Consider the following 19,299-nt stretch of genomic DNA (forward strand, 5'->3'; position numbering starts at 1 on the left):
TCAGTAGGCGTCGAGGGCGGCCACCTCGAGTGCGGCGTCGATCTCGTCGGCGGCGACCGGGGTGCCCGACGTGCTTTTGGCGATCTGGCCCGCGGACGGTACGTCACGTTTCGCGGGCCAGGTCGCGGCGTTCCACAACGACGACCGTACGAAAGCCCGCGCACAATGCAGGAACAGCTCCTCGACCGTGACCTCGACGGCCAGGTCGGGGGTCACGCCCTTGACGGCCATCCGGTCCAGGTACGGGGCGTCGGCGACGATTCGCGCCCGGCCGTTGACCCGGATGGTGTCGCCCGAGCCCGGCACCAGGAAGAGCAGGCCGACCCGGGGTCGTTCGAGGATGTTGAGCAGGCTGTCGAGCCGCCCGTTGCCCTTGCGGTTGGCAAAGGCGAGCGTACGGTCGTCCAGCACCAGCACACTGCCGGGCGGGTCCCCGCGCGGCGACACGTCGCAGGTGCCGTCCCCGGCCGAGGTGGCCAGCAGGAAGAACGGGCTGAGCTCGAGGAACCGGCGCGACTCGGCGTCGATGTGATCGATGCCCTTCTCCGCGATGAAGCGCGGTGGTGGCGCGACGAGCTCCCGCAGCTCCGCCTCGGTCCCGATGACCCTGGTCATTGCATCTCCGTATGCCGGCCGGTCAAGGAAGGCCAACCTAACCTTCCACGACGTTGCGCAGCGAACGGCCCTCGGTGAATGCGACCAAGTTCTCGCTGAGCAGCGCGTCGGCACCGAGCGGGCGGCCACCGGCGACGTGCGGGGTGATGATGACGTTGGGCTCGTTCCACAGACCGGACGACTCGGGCAGCGGCTCACTCTCGAAGACGTCGAGCGCCGCCCCGCCGATGCCGCCGTCCTCCAGCGCGTCGAGCAGAGCGTCCTCGTCGAGGGTGGCGCCCCGGCCGACGTTGACGACCCAGGCGTGCTCGGGCAGCAGGTCGAACACCTCCGCGCCGAGGGCGTGGACGGTCTCCTCCGAGGCGGGCAGGATGCCGATCAGCACGTCGGTGGCGGGCAGCAGCCGCGGGAGCTCGGCCTCGGTGACCACGTCGAAGCCCGAGCGGGTGCCGGCGCTGCGGGCCACGCCGGTCACCTGGGCGCCGAGGGCCCGCAGATGGGGCGCCAGCACCGCCGCGATGCTGCCGAACCCCCAGATCACCACGTTCGCGTCGCGCAGCGTGTAGTAGCCCTGGGTGGCCGGGGCCGCCTGCAGCTCGCGCATCTCCTCGGCCCAGTGGTGGGCGGCCTGGGCCCGCAGGAGCACGTGCAGATGCCGTACGGCGGCCAGGGTCAGCGCCAGCGTGTGCTCGGCGACCGTCTCGTCGTGCAGGCCGCGCCCCGAGGTGACCACCACGTCGGGCCCGAAGCCGGCCGCGAGCACCGCGTCCGGGCCGGCGGCCAGGGTCTGCACCCAGCGCAGGACCTTGAGCCGCTGAGCCGCATCGCGCAGCTGGTCGCCCGGGTTGTTCCAGACGACGAGCACCTCGGCGTCGGTGTGCTCCTCGGGGATCGGCCGGCCCGCCGCGTAACGCACGGCCGTGACCCCCTCGGGCAGGCGCGGGTCGAGGTGGATGCTGTCCGGCAGCAGAAGCTTCATGCCCCCATTTCATCACCGTGACTAGATTCGGCGCTGTGACGATCGTCCAGTTCGAGCATCGGCCCGGGATCCTCGACCTCGGGTGGGGCCATCCGCTGCCCTCGTTGCTGCCGCTCGGCGCGTGGTCCGGGGCCGGGGCCGAGACCCTCGAGACGTACGGGTGGCAGGCCCTCACGTACGGCCATCCGACCGGCCCGGCGCCGCTGATCGACTGGCTCTGCGCGCACGTCGGTGACGCCACACCCGGCCAGACCTTCGTGACGGCCGGCGCCTCGCACGGGCTCGCCCTGCTGACCCAGCTGCTGACCGGGCCCGGCGACGTCGTCCTGGTCGACTCCCCCACGTACCACCTGGCCTTTCAGATCTTGACCGATCACGGCGTGCGGCTGGTCCCGGCCCCGGCCGACGAGGACGGGCTGCGGCCGGCCGAGACCGCCGCGCTGGCCCGGTCGCTCGGCGCGGTGTTCCTCTATCTCGTGCCCACGTTCGGCAACCCGACCGGGCGCAGCCTGCCGCTCGAGCGCCGCCGGGAACTGGTCTCGCTGGGGGTGCCGATCGTCGAGGACGACACCTACCGCGAGCTGTACTACGGCGACGGCGCCCCGCCCGCGCTCTGGCACCTGGCGAACGGGCACGGGGTCGTCCGGCTGGGGTCCTTCGCCAAGACGGTGGCGCCCGGGTTGCGGCTGGGCTGGATCAACGCGGCGCCGTCGCTGATCGACCGGCTGGCCCGGCTGGGCTATGTGCACAGTGGCGGCGGGGTCAACCACTCCACGGCGATGACGATGGCCACCTTCGGCACCTCGGGCGCCTACGAGCGGCACGTGGCGCGGCTGCGCGACCGCTACCGCGAGCACCGGGACGCCCTGACCGGCGCCCTGGGCGTGCCCGCGCCGGACGGCGGCTGGTTCGTGTGGCTGCGGCTGCCGGCCGGCCTGGACGCGGAGGCACTGCTTCCCCGGGCCGAGCGGCACGGCACCTCGTTCGTCCCGGGCCCGGCCTTCTACGCCGGCCGCGGTGGCGGCTCCGATCACGTACGCCTGAGCTTCTCGCACCTGGCCCCGGCTGACCTGATCGAGGCGGCCGGACGGCTCCGGGCCGCGCTGCCGGCCGAGTGATGAGTTGTCGCGCTCCCGGCCGTCTCATCTGAGGACGGGCCATGACGAGGCGGAAGGATGACGCGATGACAACGGACACGCGACCGGAGGAGCTGGACATGAGCACGTGGGGTGAAGTCGACGAGCCGGCGTTCTCGGGGCTGGCCGAGCGGCACCGGCGGGAGCTGCACGTGCACTGCTACCGGATGCTCGGATCGTTCGAGGACGCCGAGGACACGGTGCAGGAGACGTTCCTGCGGGCCTGGCGGCGACGGGAGACCTTCGAGGGGCGCTCGACGTTCCGGGCCTGGCTCTATCGGATCGCCACCAACGCCTGCCTCGACCTGCTGGCCAAGTGCCGGCCGGAGCCGGCCACCGGGGGTGAGGTGCGGTGGCTGCAGCCCTACCCGGACCGGCTGCTCGACGAGCTGCCCGCGGGCGGCGCCGACGAGCCGGAGACGGTCGCCGTCGCGCGGGAGACGATCGAGCTCGCCTACCTGGTCGCCGTGCAGCACCTGGCGCCGCGCCCGCGGGCCGTGCTGATCCTGCGGGACGTGCTCGGCTGGCCCGCCAAGGACGTCGCCGAGCTGCTCGGTGACTCGGTCAACTCGGTCAACAGCGCGCTGCAGCGGGCCCGCGCCGGCATGCGGGAGCACCTGCCCGCCGAGCGGCAGGACTGGACCGGCGGCGACGAGGACGCCGGGACGCGCGAGCTGGTGCGCCGCTTCACCGACGCCAGCGTGGCGGCGGACATCGACGTGCTCGCCGCCCTGGTCCGCGACGACGTCCGCACCTCCATGCCGCCCACGCCGGGCCTCCACGTCGGCCGCGACGTGGTGGTGAACTACTGGATCGAGAGCGGCTTCGCGGGCATGACGGGCCTGCGCGCCGTTCCCACCTCGGTGAACCGGCAGCCCGCCGTCGCCTTCTATCACTGGCGGAAGGCGGCCGGCGCCTACCTGCCGCTGACCGTCGACGCGCTGCGGATCACCGGTGGGGCGATCGCCGAGATCACCACGTTCCACAACGACCAGTTCCCGCGGCTCGGCCTGCCGGAGCTCCTGCCCGCGGACGGCACGAAGTGAGCGGCAGCCGCGGGCTCGCCGTCACCGGCCTTTTCGCCACGCTCGTGGCGACGGTGGTCACTGCTGTCGCCGCGGCATCGGCCCGGGCGGCCGGCGTCGACTTCGCCGTCCCGGACGGTGGCGAGACGATCCCGTTGCCCGGGTTCGCCGTGGTGACCGGCTTCTTCTCGATCGTGGGGGTCCTGATCGCGCTCGCTCTGCGCCGGTGGAGCGCCCGCCCCGCGCGGCAGTTCGTGGCGACGGCGGTGCCATTGACCGCGATCTCGCTGGTCCCCCCGTTCCTGGCCGGGGCCGGCACCGCCACCACGATGGCCCTGATCGGGCTGCACCTCATCGCGGCGGCGGTGATGATCCCGGCCCTGGCGCGGCAGCTGCGAACGGTCTCCCGGCCGGCCGGGGTGCGCCCGGCTCCGGAAGCGGCTACTGCTTGGCGAGGTGATAGCTGACCAGGGTCTGCGGGTCGATGAGGTGGTCGTGGCTGTCCTTGCCCGCGGCCAGCTCGATCCACTTGATGGCCCCGGTGAAGCTGTTGTCGCGTTCCGCGTAGTCCTCGCTGACCCGTGACTGATCGTCGCGCCCGACGTCGGTGTACTCGTAGCCGAATCCGATCGGCTCAGTGCGCTCCACCCGGCCGGTGGCCGAGCGGTTGCCGTCGACCCAGAGCGACACGGCGCCGCCCTTGCCCAGGCCGCCGCCGTCGTAGGCGAACTCGAGCCGCACCTGGTGCTCGCCCGCGGGCACCCGCTCGTCCGAGCGGACGTACGTGCGGGTGATGCCGAACAGGTTGTAGCAGAAGGCCGGTGCGCCGTCCTTGAGATAGAACGACCAGCCCCCGGTGTGGCCGCCGAGGCTGAGCAGCACGCCGTCGGCGCCGCGGTCCGGGATCTCGACCAGGGCGGTCAGCGACCAGGAGCGGTTACGCCAGTTCACCACGTGCTGCTCGACCAGGCCGCCCATGCCCGCCCGCAGGACCTGCCGGTCGCCGACCAGGGTGGGCCGGCCGGACACCTCGGGCAGCACCCGTTCGAAGGATCGATCGTCCAGCGGCAGCACGTTGTTGCGGGTGGCCTCGATCAGGAAGAGGCGCTGGAGCTCGTGCAGTTTCGCCGGGTTCTCCCGGGACAGGTCGCGTGCCTGGGTCCAGTCCGTATGGCCGTCGTAGAGCTCCCACACGTCGTCGTCGAACGCGATGCCCACGTCGCCGGTGGTCTGCCACGGCGTCCGGTGCTTGGTCACCGCCGACCATCCCTGGTGATAGATCCCCCGGTTGCCGAAGATCTCGAAGTACTGGGTCCCGTGCCGCTCGGCGGCATCCGGATCGTCGAAGCTGTAGCGCATGCTGACGCCCTGCATGGGCAGCTGGGTGACCCCGTGCACCTGGACGGGCTGGGGCAGTCCGGCCGCCTCGAGCACGGTCGGCGCGACGTCGATGACGTGGTGGAACTGATGACGCAGGCCGCCGCCGGCCGCGGTGATGCCGTCGGGCCAGTGCACGATGGTGCCGTTGCGGGTGCCGCCCCAGTGCGACGCCACCTGCTTGGTCCATTGGTACGGCGTGCACATCGCATGCGCCCAGCCGACGGCGTAGTGCGGGTTGGAGTCCGGCCCGCCCAGGTCGTCGAGGCGGCTCATCAGGAACTCCGGGGTCTCCAGCGCGGCCATCCCGTTGAGACTGATCATCTCGTTGTAGGTGCCGTTGACCGTGCCCTCGGCGGAGGCACCGTTGTCCCCGATGATCAGGTAGATCAGGGTGTCACCGAGAAGCCCCAGCTCCTGGACCGCGTCGACCAGGCGCCCCAGGTGGTGATCGGTGTGCTCGAGGAAACCGGCGTAGTTCTCCATCTGCCGGCGCAGCACCGGCTTCAGCTCCTCCGGCATGTCGTCCCAGGCCGGGATCTCCGGGTGCCGCCCGGTCAGCTCGGCGTCGGCCGGGATGACGCCCAGCTCCTTCTGCCGGGCGATCGTGCGTTCACGCAACGCGTCCCAGCCGTCGTCGAACCGGCCCTGGTACCGGTCCGCCCACTCCTTCGGCACGTGATGCGGGGCGTGCGTGGCGCCCGGCGCCCAATAGAGGAAGAACGGCTTGTCCGCGGCCAGCGCGGTCTGCTGCCCAAGCCAGGCGATGGCCTTGTCGGTCAGGTCCTCGGTCAGGTGATAGCCCTGCTCCGGCGTGGTCCGCGGCTCGACCCGGGTGGTGCCCTCGTGCAGCGTCGGGTAGTACTGGTCGGTCTCACCGCCGAGGAAGCCGTAGAAGTACTCGAAGCCGTTGCCGGGCGACGGCCAGCGGTCGAACGGCCCGGCCGGGCTGGATTCCCACACCGGTACCTCGTGACACTTGCCGATGTGCGCCGTGGAGTAACCGTTGAGCCGCAGGATCTCGGGCAGCGGCGCACAGGTGTTGGGCCGCACGGAGGTGTAGCCGGGCGCGGCCGTGGCCATCTCCGTGATGCCCCCCATCCCGACCGTGTGGTGGTTGCGGCCGCTGATCAGCGCGGCGCGGGTCGGCGAGCAGATGGCCGTGGTGTGGAACCGGGTGTACTTGAGGCCGCCGTCGGCCAGCCGCTCCGCCGTCGGGGTGGCGATCGGCCCGCCGAACGCGCTGGAGGCCCCGAAGCCGACGTCGTCGATGAGGGCGACGATCACGTTGGGTGCCCCCTGCGGCGGGCGCACCGGCCGGATCGCCGGAAAACGGGCGGCCGGGTCCTTCGCGTCGTAGAGCACGGCGCCCGGCCAGGGCCGGTCGGGCATCGGCAGGATCGTCCGCTGTCGGTCGTCGGTCATGCTCTGCTCCCTAATGCATATTTCAGAAGATGCGCGCCCAGTCAGCGGCCATGCTGACCTTCGTCCAGTCCTCGGTCTCCGCGACCGAGATCGCGTCGTCGGCACCCTGGGTGTAGGCGAACTCGCGGTCGGCGTCGTCGTGGACGATCAGCAGGCGCAGCGGGTCACGCCGGCCGCCACCCGCGGCGCGCAGCATCGGGATGTCCCCATTGGCGTTGCCGGCGACCAGGATCGGGTGCCGGCCGATGCGGCTCCAGATGCGCACCGGCTTGGCCAGTCCGTCGTCGAAGACGTCGAGCCGGGCCGTGTGCCGGATCGTGCCGTCGCGATATTCGAGGGCCACCGAGCTGCCGATCACCCGGTCCGGCGTGATGCCGTAGAGCTCCTCGCTGACCGTCCGCATGAAATCGCGGCCGCCGCCGGTGGCGATGTAGCAGGTGAAGCCGTTCGCCGCGAGATAGGTCAGCAGCTCGGTCATCGGCCGGTAGGCGGTGTCCAGCCACGGCCGGTGCAACGCCGGGTTCTCCCCTTTGACCAGGAAGTCCCGGGCCAGTTCGGCGAACTCGTCCACCGCCGTGCCGTCGTACGCCTGCAGCAGACCCGCCGCCATCTCGCGGAGATCGCCGTCGTCGCCCTCGTAATGCTTGGTGATGGCACCGCTCAGCCAGGCGTGGTCGTTCTCGGCGACCGCCTTGAACGGCTGTTTCGCGCGCAACGCCGGGTCGTTCGCGGCCAGCTCGCCGACCCGCCGCAACAGGAACCCGGCCTGCACGGGCAGCGGCTTCTCGCACCACAGGGTGCCGTCGTTGTCGAAGACGGCCACCCGCTCGGCCGGCGGGATCCCGGCCACGGCGACCGTCACGAACTCGACGATCCGTTGCCGGGCCGGGGTGTCCCGCCAGGAGGCCAGGGGCTCGGTCATCGCGCGCCTGCCGTCGCGGCCGCCTCCATGGCCTCCATGGCCTGGTCGATGGTGAACGACTGCGGCCGCTGCTGCGGCGGGAACTCCTTGAAGGTGTGCAGGAAGTTCACCACGATCGACTGGGCCGCGAGGACCAGGTACGCGTGATCGATGAACCAGTCGTAGTAGGTGTTGGACGTGATGTCGGCCCGTTCGAACGGATCGGTGCGCAGGTTGAACAGTTTCGGGATGCGCAACGGGATCAACGGCTCCGACCAGATCCGCATGGTGCCCTGGACCCGCTGCTCGGTAAAGACCATCTTGAAGTTGTTGTACCGCAGCGCCACCAGATTGCCGTCGTCGTCGAAGTAGATGAAGCCCGGCCGGGGGCTCTTCTCCGCCTCGCCCACCAGGTACGGCAGCAGGTTGTACCCGTCGATGTGGACCCGGTACTGCTTACCGCCGACCGTCCGGCCCATCTTGAGGTCGGCCACGACGTCCGGGTCACCGGCGATGGCGAGCAGGGTCGGCAGCCAGTCGTGATGGTGAACGATCTCGTTGGACACGACACCGGCCGGCACCTTGCCGGGCCAGCGGAGGGCCAGCGGAACGCGGAAGCCGCCCTCCCAGTTGGTGTTCTTCTCACTGCGGAACGGTGTCATCGCGCCGTCCGGCCAGGTGTTCATGTGCGGACCGTTGTCGGTGCTGTACATGACGATGGTGTTGTCCGCGATGCCCAGCTCGTCGAGCAGATCCAGCAGTTCGCCGACGTGCCGGTCGTGGTCGATCATCGTGTCGTGGTAGGGCGACTGCCAGGGACCAGCCTGACCGACGCTCTCCGGCTTGGTGTGGGTGCGCAGGTGCATGTGGGTGGTGTTGACCCAGGCGAAGAAGGGCTGACCGGCCTCGTGCTGCCGGCCGATCCAGTCCTTGGCCGCACCGATGAACTCGTCGTCGCACGTCTCCATGCGCTTGGCCGTCAGCGGGCCGGTGTCCTCGATGCGCTGCCGGCCGACACGGCCCCAGCGCGGATGGGTGGTGTCGTCGTCGGTGTCGGTGGCCCAGCAGTGCAGCACGCCGCGCGGGCCGAACCGCTCCCGGAAGTGCGGGAACTCCTGCTCGTCGGGGTAGTCCGGCAGCTCCGGCTCCTCCTCGGCGTTGAGGTGGTAGAGGTTGCCGAAGAACTCGTCGAAGCCGTGCACGGTGGGCAGGAACTCGTTGCGGTCGCCCAGGTGATTCTTGCCGAACTGCCCGGTGGTGTAGCCGCGGCTCTTCAGCAGCGTGGCGATCGTCGGGTTCTCCTCGCGCAACCCGAGCGTGGCCCCCGGGATGCCCACCTTGGTGAGGCCGGTGCGGAAACCGCTCTGCCCGGTGATGAAGGACGCCCGCCCGGCGGTGCAGGACTGCTCCCCGTACGCGTCGGTGAAGCGCATGCCCTCGGCCGCGATCCGGTCGATGTTGGGCGTGCGGTAGCCCATCAGGCCGTCGCTGTAGCAGCTCAGGTTGGTGATCCCGATGTCGTCGCCCCAGATCACCAGGATGTTGGGCTGTTCGGTCATGACGTGCTCCTTTGGACTCAGGGCCGGACGATGCAGCGGAAACCCAGGTGGGACGTGGAGGTGTCGACCGCCTGCGGCATCCGCGCCGCCGGCCGGTATCGACGGCAGTAGTTCGGTGAGCAGAGGTGCGAGCCGCCCTTCATCACCTTGCGCGGGATGCGCGGGCCGCGGACTGCCCGGTCATGGCTCGCATCGCGGTCACCGCCCCGGGGATTGGTCACCGCGCAGCAGGCGTGCTCGGCCGGGCGGTGCTCGCCGTACCAGTCGGCGGTCCACTCCCAGACGTTGCCGATCATGTCGTGGAGGCCGTATCCGTTGGCCGGGTAACGACCCACCGGCGCGGTCCGCAGATAGCCGTCGGTCGCGTTGTTCTCGATCGGGAACTCGCCCTGCCACGTGTTGGCCAGGTGCCGCCCGTCGGGGGTGAACTCGTCACCCCAGGCGAACTCGGCGCCGTCGAGGCCGCCGCGCGCGGCGAACTCCCACTCGGCCTCGGTCGGCACCTGCTTGCCGGCCCAGTCGGCGTACGCCGTGACGTCCTCCCACGTCACGTGGACCACCGGATGGTCCGGCATCTTGCGGATCGACGAGCCCGGGCCCTGCGGATGCCGCCAATCGGCACCGGGAACGTAGGTCCACCACTGGTAGGGGTCGCGCAGGTCCACCCGGTGGCGGGGCGGGACGAACACGGTCGACGCGGCGGCCAGGAGGTCGGGTCGCGCGCCCGGATAGCTCGCCGGGTCGGCCGGCCGCTCCGCGACGGTGACATGGCCGGTGCGGCGGACGAACACGGCGAACTCGGCGTTGGTCACGGTGTGCGGGTCGATCCAGAAGCCGTCGACACTCGCCGGGTGCGCGGGTGCCTCTTCCGGATAATGCTCGTCGGAGCCCATCCGGAACCGGCCGCCGGGGATCCACACCATGCCGGTGACCGGCGGGCTCATGGTCTCGGTCATGGGTTCGAGCATCGGCGCGGTGCGGTCCGCCGGTCGTCATCCGCATCGGATGACTCCGGCCCTGGATCAGAGCAGACCCAGGTCGCGGGCCCGGCGCACCGCCTCGTTGCGGCGGGTGGCGGCGAGCTTGCGCAGCACCCCGCGTACGTGGGTCTTGACGGTGTTGACCGAGACGTACATGGTGCGGGCGATCTCCTCGGTCGAGAGCAGCTGAGCCAGGTAGGCCAGCACCTCGCTCTCCTTCGCGGTGAGGGGCTCGACGACCACCGGCCCGGCGGCCGGCTCCGCCGCCGGAGCCCGCGAGGGCGTCACCCCGAGCCAGTCATGGCGGACGCCGAGGTCGCGCTCCTCGCGCAGAAAACGCCGCAGCGGTGTCGGGGCCTCGAGCAGCGGGCGCCGCAGACACTCCCCCTCGGCCAGGGTCAGCGCCTTGGCCAACCCCCGCCGGGCGCGGTCGCGGTGCCCGTCGGCCAGGTCGGCGCCGGCCTGCATCAGCCAGCTGTCGACCCGGACGTCCATCGGCAGACCCGGCCGGTCGTCCAGGACAGCCACCGCCGACCGGGCCCGATCGGTGTCGCCGGACGCAAGCGCGGCCGCGGCCTCGGCGATCGCGTGCTGAGCGGTCGTCCCCCCGGCCGCCGGGTGACTGCCGGGTGCCAGCAGTGCCGTGCGGGCCAGTTCGATGACCTCGGCCAGCCACGCCGGCAGTCCTGCGTGCGGCTGCTCGAGGATCTCGGCCGCGCGGGCGACGTCGCCCCGGGCGCGATGGACCCGGGACCGCACCAGAACCAGCAGACCGGACAGCAGCGCGTCCGGGCAGACACTCAGCCGCAGCTCGGCGCGCTCGCTGTGCAGGCGCGCGGCCGACAGGTCGTACTCGTCGGTGCAGACCCAGGCCAGAGCGACCTCCGCGGCGGCCGAGCAAGGGTCGACCTGGTCTTCGGGGCGGTCCAGCGCCAGACGCGCGTGCTCGCCGGCCCGGCGCAACCGGCCCGCCAGCGCCTCGGCCAGCGCCAGACGCCCCAGCAGGTCACGGGCCTCCTCGACCGGGAAAGCGTCCGGGTCGTCCGCGACGATCTGCAGGACCTGGCGCGTGCCGGCCAGGTCGTGCTGGTGCAACAGGCTCTCGGCCCGGGCCAGGCGGATCCGCGCGGACAGCTTGGCCGGCACCGTCAGGTCGTGGGCGAGCGCCACGCCGAGGACGTGCCAGGCGACCTCCGCGGCCGAGCTCCGGTCCTCACCCGTGGCCCGGGCCAGCTCGACCGTGGCCAGGCTCAGCGGCAGCGCGGGGTCCCGGGCGGCTCCGGCCATCTCGGTCGCCCGCAACAGGTGTTTGGCGCAGGCCTCGGCATCGCCGAGGCGGTACGCGACAGCGGCGTGCACGACGGCGGCTTCGGCGAGGTCGAGGTCGGTCGGCATCGCCGTGAACGCCTGGGCGCACCGGTCGGCCCACGGCCCGTCGAGGAAGCAGCCGATCACCAAGCCGCGCACGGCCGAGGTCGCCGCGAGCTCCCACTCCCCCGCCTGGACGGCGTGCGGCAGCGCTTCGAGCCAGCGGCGGGACCCCGCGTACCAGCGGGCGGCGCGACGGTGCAGCTCGGTGATCCGGTCGGCCGGGCCGGTGGCGAGCACGTCCAGCAGCACCCCGCGCACCTGTGGGTGATGCACATAGGACCGCTGGTCGCCGGCCGCCACGGTCACGAAGATCCCTTCCCGGCCCAGCCTGTCGAGTACCTGCGCGGCGTCGCGCCGGCCGGTCAGCTCGACGGCGAGGCCGGCCGGCAACTGCTCGGCGACACACGTGCGCAGCAGCAGGTCCCGGGTGGCGGCGGTCTGCTCGGCGAGCAGCTCGGTCCGGATGTACTCGGCCAGCTCGGCCGGCGTCTCGTCGCCGTCCCGGCTCGGCCAGGCCCGCGCCTCGAGCCGGAGCGCGGCCGCCCAGCCGTTGGTCTGCTCGATGAGTGCCGCCCCCGCCCCCGCTTCCAGCCGGGCGCCGTGCGCCGCGAGCAGCAACTCGGCCTCGGCCGGGCGGAAGGCGAGCTCCCCGTGCCGGATCTCGGCGACCGAGCCGGCGAGCCGGTGGCGGTGCAGCGCCAGCGGCGGGTCGGTGCGCCCGATCAGGACGACCCGCAGCTGCGGACCGGCGTGCTCGATGAGGAACTGCAGGCCGTCGACCACGGACTCGCGGGCCAGCACGTGGACGTTGTCGAGGACGAGGACGACGGGTTCGGGCCGCGCGGCGAGACCGACGGCCAGCCGCACCAGGAACGAGCGGTCGACGGCATCGGCGCCGGCGTGTGCGCGGTGCAGCGGCACCTTGGCCCCGGCCCGGTCGAGGGCGGCCACCACGTACGACCAGAAGACGCCGGGTTGGTCGTCGGCCGGCTCCAGGCTCAGCCAGGCCACCCGGCCACCCGCGTGTCCGGTGGCCGCCCAATCCGCGACCAGCGTGCTCTTGCCCGATCCGGCCGGCCCGATCACCATGGTCAGGCGCCGGGCCGGCCCGGCATCGAGCCGGTCACGAAGCCGTTCGCGAACCACCCACCAGGGCGGCAGCCCCGGTGGCTCGAGTTTGACGGTCATGATCGGCTCACCGTCGGTTGTCATCGTCGAATTGCTAGCGGTCTCCCCGGTCATCAAGATTCCTACTCCCACACCGCCCGCCTCGCCGGCGGCGCGAGCGCCCACCCGCGGCTCGCGTCTCGTCACTCAACGAGGCGTCAGTATCAACGCAGAGTTTCCTACCGATCTTCGAATGTCTCATCACCCATGCTGGGTGATATCCGAATGTGGACACCGAGAGCGGCTATGAGCAGGTCGTGAAGGTTTTCTGGGTACGCGATACGGCCACCAGGGCATTGCATCGACAGCACAGAGTGCGATTGAGTGGTTACTCGATCCGCCGTAGCTTCCTGCAATGACCGGCGGACGCGACGGCGAACGGGGCATTCGGCCGGATGTTGCGAAGGGAGCACGTGCCACGCCGCAGGCTGATCGGTGATCTGGCCGCGGTGCGCGACGACGTGCCGTTGATCCTGGTGATCGCCGCGCCGGGGTACGGGAAGACGATCGCTCTGCGGCAGTGGGCGGTCGCCGACCCCCGTCCGTTCGCCTGGCTCGACGCCGAGCCGACCGACGCCGACCCGGCCCGGATGTTGCGCCGGATCGCGGACGCCCTGCACCCCGTCCAGCCGGTCGACGACGCCACCTGGCAGGCGCTGTCGCACTCCGCCGGGGATGTGCTGGCGCAGGCCGTGCCCCGGCTCGCCGCGGGCTTGCCCGAGCAGCCGTGGCTGCTGGTGATCGACAACTTCCACGTGATCCGCAACAGCCCGGGGCAGCAGGCCGTCCTCGCTCTGGCCCAGCAACTGCCGCCCGGCTGCCACCTCGTGGTCGCCGCCCGCACCCGGCTCGGTCTGCACGTCGGCGGTCTGCGCGCCGAGGGCCGGTGCGCGGAGTTCGGGCCCGACGAGCTGCGGCTGTCCGCGGCCGAGTCGCTCGAGGTCGTCCACAACACCGGCGTCCGGGTCAGCGCCGATCAGGCCCGGTCGCTGGCCCGCCGGCTCGACGGCTGGCCGGCCGGGGTCTACCTCTCCGCGCTGACGCTGCGCGGCCGGGCCGGCGCGGCGTACACCGCCGACCGCCTCTCCGGCGCCGACCCGTACCTGTCGGAGTATTTCTGGGATGTGGTGCTGGCCGGGGAGTCGGCCGACACGGTGCGATTCCTGATGCGCGCCGCCGTGCTCGACCCCATGTCGGCCGGCCTGTGCGACGCGTCCCTGCGCCGGCACGGGTCGGGTCAGACGCTGGCCGGGCTGGCCGCCCGCAATGTGTTCATCGTCCCGGTCGGCCCGGCCGTCCGGTCGTACCGCTATCACCCGGCCTTCCGGGAGATGCTGCTGGCCGAGCTGCGCCGCCGGGAACCGGCCGTCGAGCAGGTCATCCACCGGCGGGCCGCCGCGTGGTACGAGCGGCGCAAACAGCCCGACACCGCGATGCGGCACGCCGTGGCCGCGGGCGACGCCGGGATGGTCGAACGGCTCGTCGGCCGGCACAGCCGGCAGCTGATCGACGACGGCCGGGCCGAGTCGGTCGCGGTCGATCTGGACACGCTCGGCCGCGAGGCCATCGAGCGGGGCGCAAGCCTCTCGGCCCAGGCCGGATGGATCTACGCCTTCGCCGGCCGGCGCATCCAACCGGCCGCCTGCCTCGCGGCGGCCATCGCGGGCGGCGCCGAGGCGACGGCGCGGACGATGGCCGCCGTCGACCGGCTGCGAGCCGCGCTGGCGCCCGGCGGGGTCGACAACATGCTCGGGTACGCCCGCCGGGCCGCGCGTCCCGAGCGGCCCGGGTCCGACTGGTACCAGGTCACGACCGTGCTGCTGGGCGCGGCCGAGGAGCTGACCGGCAACACCGTGCTGGCGATGGCCCGATACACCCGGGCGGCGCAGACCGGCGGTGAGAACCGCACCGCGGCCGCCCTCGCGCTGGCCGGCCTGGCCTGGCTGGCCGTCGACGCCGGCGACGACGCGGCCGCCGCCGCGTACGCGAAGGAGTCCGCCGCCCTGCTCGGCGCGGGACAGCACCCCGGCGGCTGGTCGGCCCTCACCCACGTGGTCTGCGCCCGGGTCGCGTTGCTGTCCGCCGACCGTCCGGCCTGGGAGAGCACGATCCGCCAGGCCGGACAGGCGATCGAGGGTGCCCGGGCGTTCCCGTGGCTGGTCGCCTCGGCGTCGATCCGGCTGGCCCGGCTGCTGCTGGAGGCGGAGGAGCCGGCCGAGGCCCGCAAGGCCGCTGCCGGGGCCCGGCTCGCATTGACCGAGCTCACCACGTCCGGTGTGCTCGCCGAGCGGTTCCAGGCCGTGACGGCCGACCTGGACCGCCCCGGCGCGGCGGCGGAGACCACTAACGCCTTCGGCCTGACCACGGCCGAGCTGCGGGTGCTGCAGCTGCTGCCCACGCACTTCACCCTCAGCCAGATCGCCAAGGCGATGCGGGTGTCCCGCAACACGGTGAAGTCGCAGGTCGCGGCCGTGTACCGGAAGCTGAGCGCGTCCGGGCGGGCGGAGGCGGTGCAGCAGGGCCGCAAGGCCGGCCTGCTGGAGTGACCGGCGAACGCCGTGGCTCATTCCCGCGGGATGAGGAAAGCGCAGGGCGGGCGCGACACGCTCGGTGGGCGTCGCCGGATCCGGCGCGTCTCACCGACACGAGGAGGTAACCCGCCATGTCCACGCTGGTCGCGATCGGGTATCCGGACGAGGCCACCGCCACGGCGGCGGCCGACGAAGTGCAGCGCCTGTCCCGGGACCTGATCATCCAACCGGACGCCGTCGCGGTCATCACCCGCGACGCCGAGGGCAAGTACCACGTCAACACCAACCACAACCCGGTCGGCGGCGGCGCCACCTGGGGGGTCTTCTGGGGCCTGCTGTTCGGGGTGCTCTTCTTCGTGCCGGTGCTCGGCATGGCGGTGGGCGCCGGTCTGGGCGCGCTGATGGGCCTGGTCACCAAGAGCGGCATCGACAAGGACTTCCAGGACCAGGTGCGCGGCATGCTCAAGCCCGGCTCGTCGGCCCTGTTCCTGGTGGTCGAGAAGGTCACGCCGGACAAGGCGGTGGAGTCGCTGAGCCGCTTCGGCGGGACGGTGCTCAAGTCGTCGCTGTCCAAGGAGGCCGAGGCCGAGCTGCAGACCGCGTTGCACGGCGCCGAGCGGTCCTGACCATGACATCCCGCTCGCCGACGACGCCGACCCGGGCGACCGCGTGGACGGGCTGGATCCTGTTCGCCTCGGTCATGCTGGCCATGGTCGGCATCTTCGCGATCACCATGGGCCTGGTCGCGCTCTTCCGCGAGAACTACTTCGCGGTGGGGCCGGCCGGCCTGCTGGTCGAGGTCAACTACACCACATGGGGCTGGGTGCATCTCGTGCTCGGCGTCGTGCAGGTGGCCACGGCCTTGGGGCTGCTCGCCGGTAAGACCTGGGCGCGGGCCGCGGGCATCACCCTGGCGGCGTTGAACGCCCTGGTCAACATGGCCTTCCTGGCCGCCTTCCCGCTCTGGGCGACGCTGGTGATCGCCTTCGACATCATCACGATCTACGCGATCGCGGTGCACGGGGGCGAGGTGAGCCCGGAGTACGACTGAGCCTCAACTCTCACAGGAACGGCCCCGGCGGGGAACCGCCGGGGCCGTTCCACGTTCGAGGTTCCGGTCAGCGCCGGCGCAGGGAGCGCGTGCCCACCCCGCTGACCAGCGAGCCGATCGCCGCGCCGATCAGCAGGGCGATCACCGCGGTGGCGAGCTGGGCCGACAAGCGGGCGTCGGTGGCGAACGGCAGAAGCGCGGCGAGCACGGTCAGCAGCGCCACGATCCAGCCGAAGAACGCGAACGGCCGCGGGGTGTAGAGCAGGAGCAGATGCAACAGGCCGGTGGCGGCCAGGGCCGCGGCGCCCGCACCCAGCGCGAGCTGCCAGGTGCCGGCGTCACCGAAGGTGCCGTTCTCGGCCGGGGCGAGCACCGGGATGTCGAAGATGCCCCGGGCGATCACGATGCCGACCACCGCGATCAACGCGGCGACCAGCGCGGCGGCGAGGCCGCCGGCCCACAGGGTCCGGGCGTCCACGGCGGGCCGGGCGATTCTGTCGTAACTCGGCTGCACGATCGATCTCCTTCACGGTGACGGGATGGCCTGATCGTCGGCAGCGACGGCACCCGGCCGCCTCACCTCAACCGGATGAAGCGCCCGCCGCCGCCACCGCGTCCTCGATGCCGGGATAGACCGGCAGTTCGGTGTCCTCGCCGGACCGGTCCAGCAGGTCGCGCACCTGACCGATGCCGGCCGCGATGAGCAGCCGCACGTCATCGCGCCCGAGCTCGTGGCTCAGCTCGCCGAGGGCTCCGGCCGCGGTCATGTCGACGAAGGGCACGGCCTGCGCGTCGAGCACGACCGTCCGGACGCCGCCGGCCGCGACCAGCCGGCGGATCCGATCCCGCACGTGGTCGGCGTTACCGAAGAACAGTCCGCCCTCGACCCGCACCACGAGCACGCCGGGGACGGTTTCGTTGTCGGCGTGCCGGGCGAGGTCGTTCCACTGCCCGCTGCGCGGCTCGCGGCCGAGCACCGCCACATTGGTGCGCGCGGCCCGATAGAGCAACAGCACCAGTGACACCGCGACGCCGATCAGCAGCCCGGGCAGCGTGTCGAAGATCAGGACGCCGAGCCCGGCGGCGATTGCGGCGCCGAAGTCGGCCCGGGCGGCCGGGCCGTAGATCGCCCCGAGTTGCCGCGACCACAACCGGTAGAGCCGCACGAGAGCGCGGACGTCGACCAGTTCGACGACCGCGACGATGACGACGGCGCCCAGCGTGGCCTCCGGCAACTGCTCGAAGAACGCCGTGAGGAAGAGCAAGGTGATCACGGTGAGAGCAGCCACCGTGACCCCGGACAGCTGGGACCGCGCGCCCGCGCCGCCGTTCACGGCGGTCTTGGAGAGGCTGCCGTTGACGACCATGCCACTGGACAGTCCGGCGCCGAGGTTGGCCGCGCCGAGCCCGATCAGCTCACGGTTCGGGTTTACCGTGTAACCGGCCCGCGCCGCGTACGTCTTAGCCGCGCCCAGACCCTCGGCGAAGCCGATGAGCACTACTCCGAACGCACCGGAGGCCAGCGAGAGATAGTCGTCGAGGCTCGCGTCCGGCAGTCCGTAGGCCGGGAGGCCACCGTCGATGTTCCCGACGACCTTGACGCCGTGCTGGTCCAGGCCGAACGCCGTCGCCGCGAGCACGCCGAGGGCGACCACGAGAAGCGATGCCGGAAGTCGCGGCAGGAAGCGGCGCAGCAGGAGCAGGACGGCCAGCGACGCCAGCCCGACGCCCGCCGTCACGACGCTGGTCTGCGGCAGTTCCCGCAGGACGTGGACGGCCTGGGCGAAGAAGTCGCCGTCGCCTTTCTCCACGCCGAAGATCTTGGGTACCTGACCGATGATGATCGTCAGGGCGAGCCCGATGATGAAACCTTTGAGGACCGGCTCCGAGATCAGCCCCGCCAGGAAGCCGAGCCGGGCCAGACCGGCGACGAGCGCGATGAGGCCGGCGCCGATGGCGAGCGCCGCGGTCAGGGCGGCGTAGTGGCCGGGGTTGGTGCCGGCCACCGGCGCCACGATGCCCGCGGACAGGGCCGCCGTCGCGGACATCGGGCCGACGACCAGGTGCCGGGAGCTGCCGAGCAGGGCGTAGAGCAGCAGGGCGGCCGGCGCGGCGTAGAGCCCGGCCACCGGCGGTACGCCGGCGATCGTGGCGTAGGCCAGCGACTCAGGGATGAGGACGGCCCACACGGTCGCCCCGGCCAGCAGGTCGGCACGCAGCCAGGGCCGGCGGTAGTGCCGGATCGCGGCGAACACGGCTCAGCGGGCGAGCCGGCCGGATCGCCAGATCCCGCGCAGCCAGAGCAGCGCGACCACGGTGATCACCACCAGGCCGCCCAGGGACAGAAGGGTGAACAGGTGCACCTGCTCGTCGGTAGGCTGCGGGATCCAGCCCAGCTGGAACAGCCGCTGCTGCCCCTCGGTGCTGGTCAGCAGGAAGGTGAGCAGGACCGCGACGCCGTGCATCGAGTCCCAGAGGGCGTGCAGCGCCGACACCCCGAGGTAGCCCAGGACCAGTCCCCAGCTCAGGCGGAGCCGCCCGGTTGAGCCGGCCGCCCGGAAGAGCAGGCCACCGAGGATCGCCGTCCACAGTCCGTGCCCGAACGGTGCCAGCAGGCCGCGCAGCACCTCGGTCTCGACCAGCGAGCGCAGCGACAACCCGTCGATGGTCAGGAGGGCGTTGAGCGCGTAGCCGGCGGACTCGAACGCCGCGAACCCGAAGCCGACCGTGGCGCCCAGCACCACGCCGCTGCGCACCGTCCGGACCGGCAGGTGCCGGGTCAGCAGGGCCAGCGCGGCCAGCTTGACGCCCTCTTCGATCAATCCCACACCCGCGAACATCCACCATGCCGGGTGGAGCAGGTAGGACTCGAGCACCGAGGCCCCGAGGATGCCGAGGATGCCGCCGACCACGAAGAGCTGGAACAACAGGCCGACCGGCATGGTCTTCTCGTCGCGGTGCTCATAGGCCCAGGCGACGAAAGTGACCGGCACCAGAAAGCTCCCGAGCAGCACGAGAGTGGGCACCAGGTTGGCGTTCGCGGTCAGGAAGGTGATCGCCACGGTCGCCAGCCACAGGAGCAATCCGGTGACCAGGATGACGGCCCAGGCCGGTCGCGTCCGGACCGGGGCCCCGGCGGAGGCCGAGTGGTGAATCGTGTGCGCCATGTCCGACAGCGTCGC

The 19,299-nt window shown here is 71.9% G+C and carries 16 protein-coding genes; 6 read left to right on the forward strand and 10 right to left on the reverse strand.

All coding sequences use genetic code 11. The features are described from left to right. A complete protein-coding gene (locus NAG42_RS11555) occupies positions 1–615 on the reverse strand; it encodes an MSMEG_1061 family FMN-dependent PPOX-type flavoprotein (protein WP_250030205.1) in 615 nt (204 codons plus the stop codon). Positions 616–652: 37 nt separating this feature from the next. Next, positions 653–1,594 carry a phosphoglycerate dehydrogenase gene (locus tag NAG42_RS11560; RefSeq protein ID WP_250030206.1) on the reverse strand — a complete coding sequence of 314 codons (942 nt, stop codon included), beginning with the start codon at positions 1,592–1,594 and terminating at the stop codon, positions 653–655. A 35-nt stretch (positions 1,595–1,629) separates the two neighbouring features. On the opposite strand from NAG42_RS11560, the gene NAG42_RS11565 reads away from it, so the two are divergent. The 3 genes from NAG42_RS11565 to NAG42_RS11575 all read left to right on the forward strand — a co-directional run bounded on the left by NAG42_RS11565 (position 1,630) and on the right by NAG42_RS11575 (position 4,222). Further along, entirely contained in the window at positions 1,630–2,712 is a 1,083-nt protein-coding gene (locus NAG42_RS11565) for an aminotransferase-like domain-containing protein (protein WP_250030207.1), read from the forward strand. 65 nt (positions 2,713–2,777) lie between these two features. Continuing rightward, positions 2,778–3,776 (forward strand): RNA polymerase subunit sigma-70, encoded by a 999-nt coding sequence (locus NAG42_RS11570; protein WP_250030208.1) that lies wholly within the window; start codon positions 2,778–2,780, stop codon positions 3,774–3,776. Next, positions 3,773–4,222 carry a DUF6069 family protein gene (locus tag NAG42_RS11575; protein WP_250030209.1) on the forward strand — a complete coding sequence of 150 codons (450 nt, stop codon included), beginning with the start codon at positions 3,773–3,775 and terminating at the stop codon, positions 4,220–4,222. The genes NAG42_RS11570 and NAG42_RS11575 overlap by 4 nt, the downstream gene beginning before the upstream one ends. On the opposite strand, the gene NAG42_RS11580 is transcribed toward NAG42_RS11575, so the two are convergent. The 5 genes from NAG42_RS11580 to NAG42_RS11600 all read right to left on the reverse strand — a co-directional run bounded on the left by NAG42_RS11580 (position 4,197) and on the right by NAG42_RS11600 (position 12,580). Continuing rightward, positions 4,197–6,557: an arylsulfatase gene (locus tag NAG42_RS11580; protein ID WP_250030210.1), complete on the reverse strand. Its 2,361-nt coding sequence runs from the start codon at positions 6,555–6,557 to the stop codon at positions 4,197–4,199. The two genes, NAG42_RS11575 and NAG42_RS11580, sit on opposite strands and share 26 nt — an antisense overlap. Positions 6,558–6,579: 22 nt before the next feature. Continuing rightward, positions 6,580–7,479: an HAD family hydrolase gene (locus tag NAG42_RS11585; protein WP_250030211.1), complete on the reverse strand. Its 900-nt coding sequence runs from the start codon at positions 7,477–7,479 to the stop codon at positions 6,580–6,582. Further along, a complete protein-coding gene (locus NAG42_RS11590) occupies positions 7,476–9,017 on the reverse strand; it encodes an arylsulfatase (RefSeq protein WP_250030212.1) in 1,542 nt (513 codons plus the stop codon). Before NAG42_RS11590 ends, NAG42_RS11585 begins: the two co-directional genes overlap by 4 nt. A gap of 17 nt (positions 9,018–9,034) precedes the next feature. Continuing rightward, positions 9,035–9,973: a formylglycine-generating enzyme family protein gene (locus NAG42_RS11595; RefSeq protein WP_250030213.1), complete on the reverse strand. Its 939-nt coding sequence runs from the start codon at positions 9,971–9,973 to the stop codon at positions 9,035–9,037. A 66-nt stretch (positions 9,974–10,039) separates the two neighbouring features. Further along, positions 10,040–12,580 carry a helix-turn-helix transcriptional regulator gene (locus NAG42_RS11600; RefSeq protein WP_250030214.1) on the reverse strand — a complete coding sequence of 847 codons (2,541 nt, stop codon included), beginning with the start codon at positions 12,578–12,580 and terminating at the stop codon, positions 10,040–10,042. A gap of 368 nt (positions 12,581–12,948) precedes the next feature. Here NAG42_RS11600 and NAG42_RS44850 point away from each other — a divergent pair, with 368 nt between their 5' ends. The 3 genes from NAG42_RS44850 (at position 12,949) to NAG42_RS11615 (ending at position 16,117) form a co-directional block, all read left to right on the forward strand. Then, positions 12,949–15,081: a winged helix-turn-helix domain-containing protein gene (locus tag NAG42_RS44850; protein ID WP_250030215.1), complete on the forward strand. Its 2,133-nt coding sequence runs from the start codon at positions 12,949–12,951 to the stop codon at positions 15,079–15,081. 116 nt (positions 15,082–15,197) lie between these two features. Further along, complete coding sequence (locus tag NAG42_RS11610; RefSeq protein ID WP_250030216.1) at positions 15,198–15,692, forward strand: DUF1269 domain-containing protein; 495 nt, start codon at positions 15,198–15,200, stop codon at positions 15,690–15,692. Positions 15,693–15,694: 2 nt separating this feature from the next. Continuing rightward, entirely contained in the window at positions 15,695–16,117 is a 423-nt protein-coding gene (locus tag NAG42_RS11615) for a DUF7144 family membrane protein (protein WP_250030217.1), read from the forward strand. 67 nt (positions 16,118–16,184) lie between these two features. Here NAG42_RS11615 and NAG42_RS11620 read toward each other — a convergent pair whose 3' ends face one another. From NAG42_RS11620 to NAG42_RS11630, 3 genes are all read right to left on the reverse strand, one after another. Further along, complete coding sequence (locus NAG42_RS11620) at positions 16,185–16,631, reverse strand: DUF6069 family protein (RefSeq protein ID WP_250030218.1); 447 nt, start codon at positions 16,629–16,631, stop codon at positions 16,185–16,187. 67 nt (positions 16,632–16,698) lie between these two features. Beyond that, positions 16,699–18,372 (reverse strand): SulP family inorganic anion transporter, encoded by a 1,674-nt coding sequence (locus NAG42_RS11625; RefSeq protein WP_250030219.1) that lies wholly within the window; start codon positions 18,370–18,372, stop codon positions 16,699–16,701. Positions 18,373–18,375: 3 nt separating this feature from the next. Beyond that, on the reverse strand, positions 18,376–19,284 hold the full coding sequence (locus tag NAG42_RS11630; RefSeq protein WP_250030220.1) for a PrsW family intramembrane metalloprotease: 909 nt from the start codon (positions 19,282–19,284) through the stop codon (positions 18,376–18,378). Positions 19,285–19,299 lie beyond the last annotated feature (15 nt).

Source organism: Paractinoplanes maris (assembly GCF_023544465.1).
Taxonomy (GTDB): domain Bacteria; phylum Actinomycetota; class Actinomycetes; order Mycobacteriales; family Micromonosporaceae; genus Actinoplanes; species Actinoplanes maris.

What these genes read in the sequence shown, in the direction of transcription:
- NAG42_RS11555 (WP_250030205.1), bottom strand. Translation starts at nt 615, where the DNA reads ATGACCAGGGTCATCGGGACCGAGGCGGAGCTGCGGGAGCTCGTCGCG.
- NAG42_RS11560 (WP_250030206.1), bottom strand. Translation starts at nt 1,594, where the DNA reads ATGAAGCTTCTGCTGCCGGACAGCATCCACCTCGACCCGCGCCTGCCC.
- NAG42_RS11570 (WP_250030208.1), top strand. Translation starts at nt 2,778, where the DNA reads ATGACAACGGACACGCGACCGGAGGAGCTGGACATGAGCACGTGGGGT.
- NAG42_RS11580 (WP_250030210.1), bottom strand. Translation starts at nt 6,557, where the DNA reads ATGACCGACGACCGACAGCGGACGATCCTGCCGATGCCCGACCGGCCC.
- NAG42_RS11585 (WP_250030211.1), bottom strand. Translation starts at nt 7,479, where the DNA reads ATGACCGAGCCCCTGGCCTCCTGGCGGGACACCCCGGCCCGGCAACGG.
- NAG42_RS11590 (WP_250030212.1), bottom strand. Translation starts at nt 9,017, where the DNA reads ATGACCGAACAGCCCAACATCCTGGTGATCTGGGGCGACGACATCGGG.
- NAG42_RS11595 (WP_250030213.1), bottom strand. Translation starts at nt 9,973, where the DNA reads ATGACCGAGACCATGAGCCCGCCGGTCACCGGCATGGTGTGGATCCCC.
- NAG42_RS11600 (WP_250030214.1), bottom strand. Translation starts at nt 12,580, where the DNA reads ATGACAACCGACGGTGAGCCGATCATGACCGTCAAACTCGAGCCACCG.
- NAG42_RS11610 (WP_250030216.1), top strand. Translation starts at nt 15,198, where the DNA reads ATGTCCACGCTGGTCGCGATCGGGTATCCGGACGAGGCCACCGCCACG.
- NAG42_RS11615 (WP_250030217.1), top strand. Translation starts at nt 15,695, where the DNA reads ATGACATCCCGCTCGCCGACGACGCCGACCCGGGCGACCGCGTGGACG.
- NAG42_RS11630 (WP_250030220.1), bottom strand. Translation starts at nt 19,284, where the DNA reads ATGGCGCACACGATTCACCACTCGGCCTCCGCCGGGGCCCCGGTCCGG.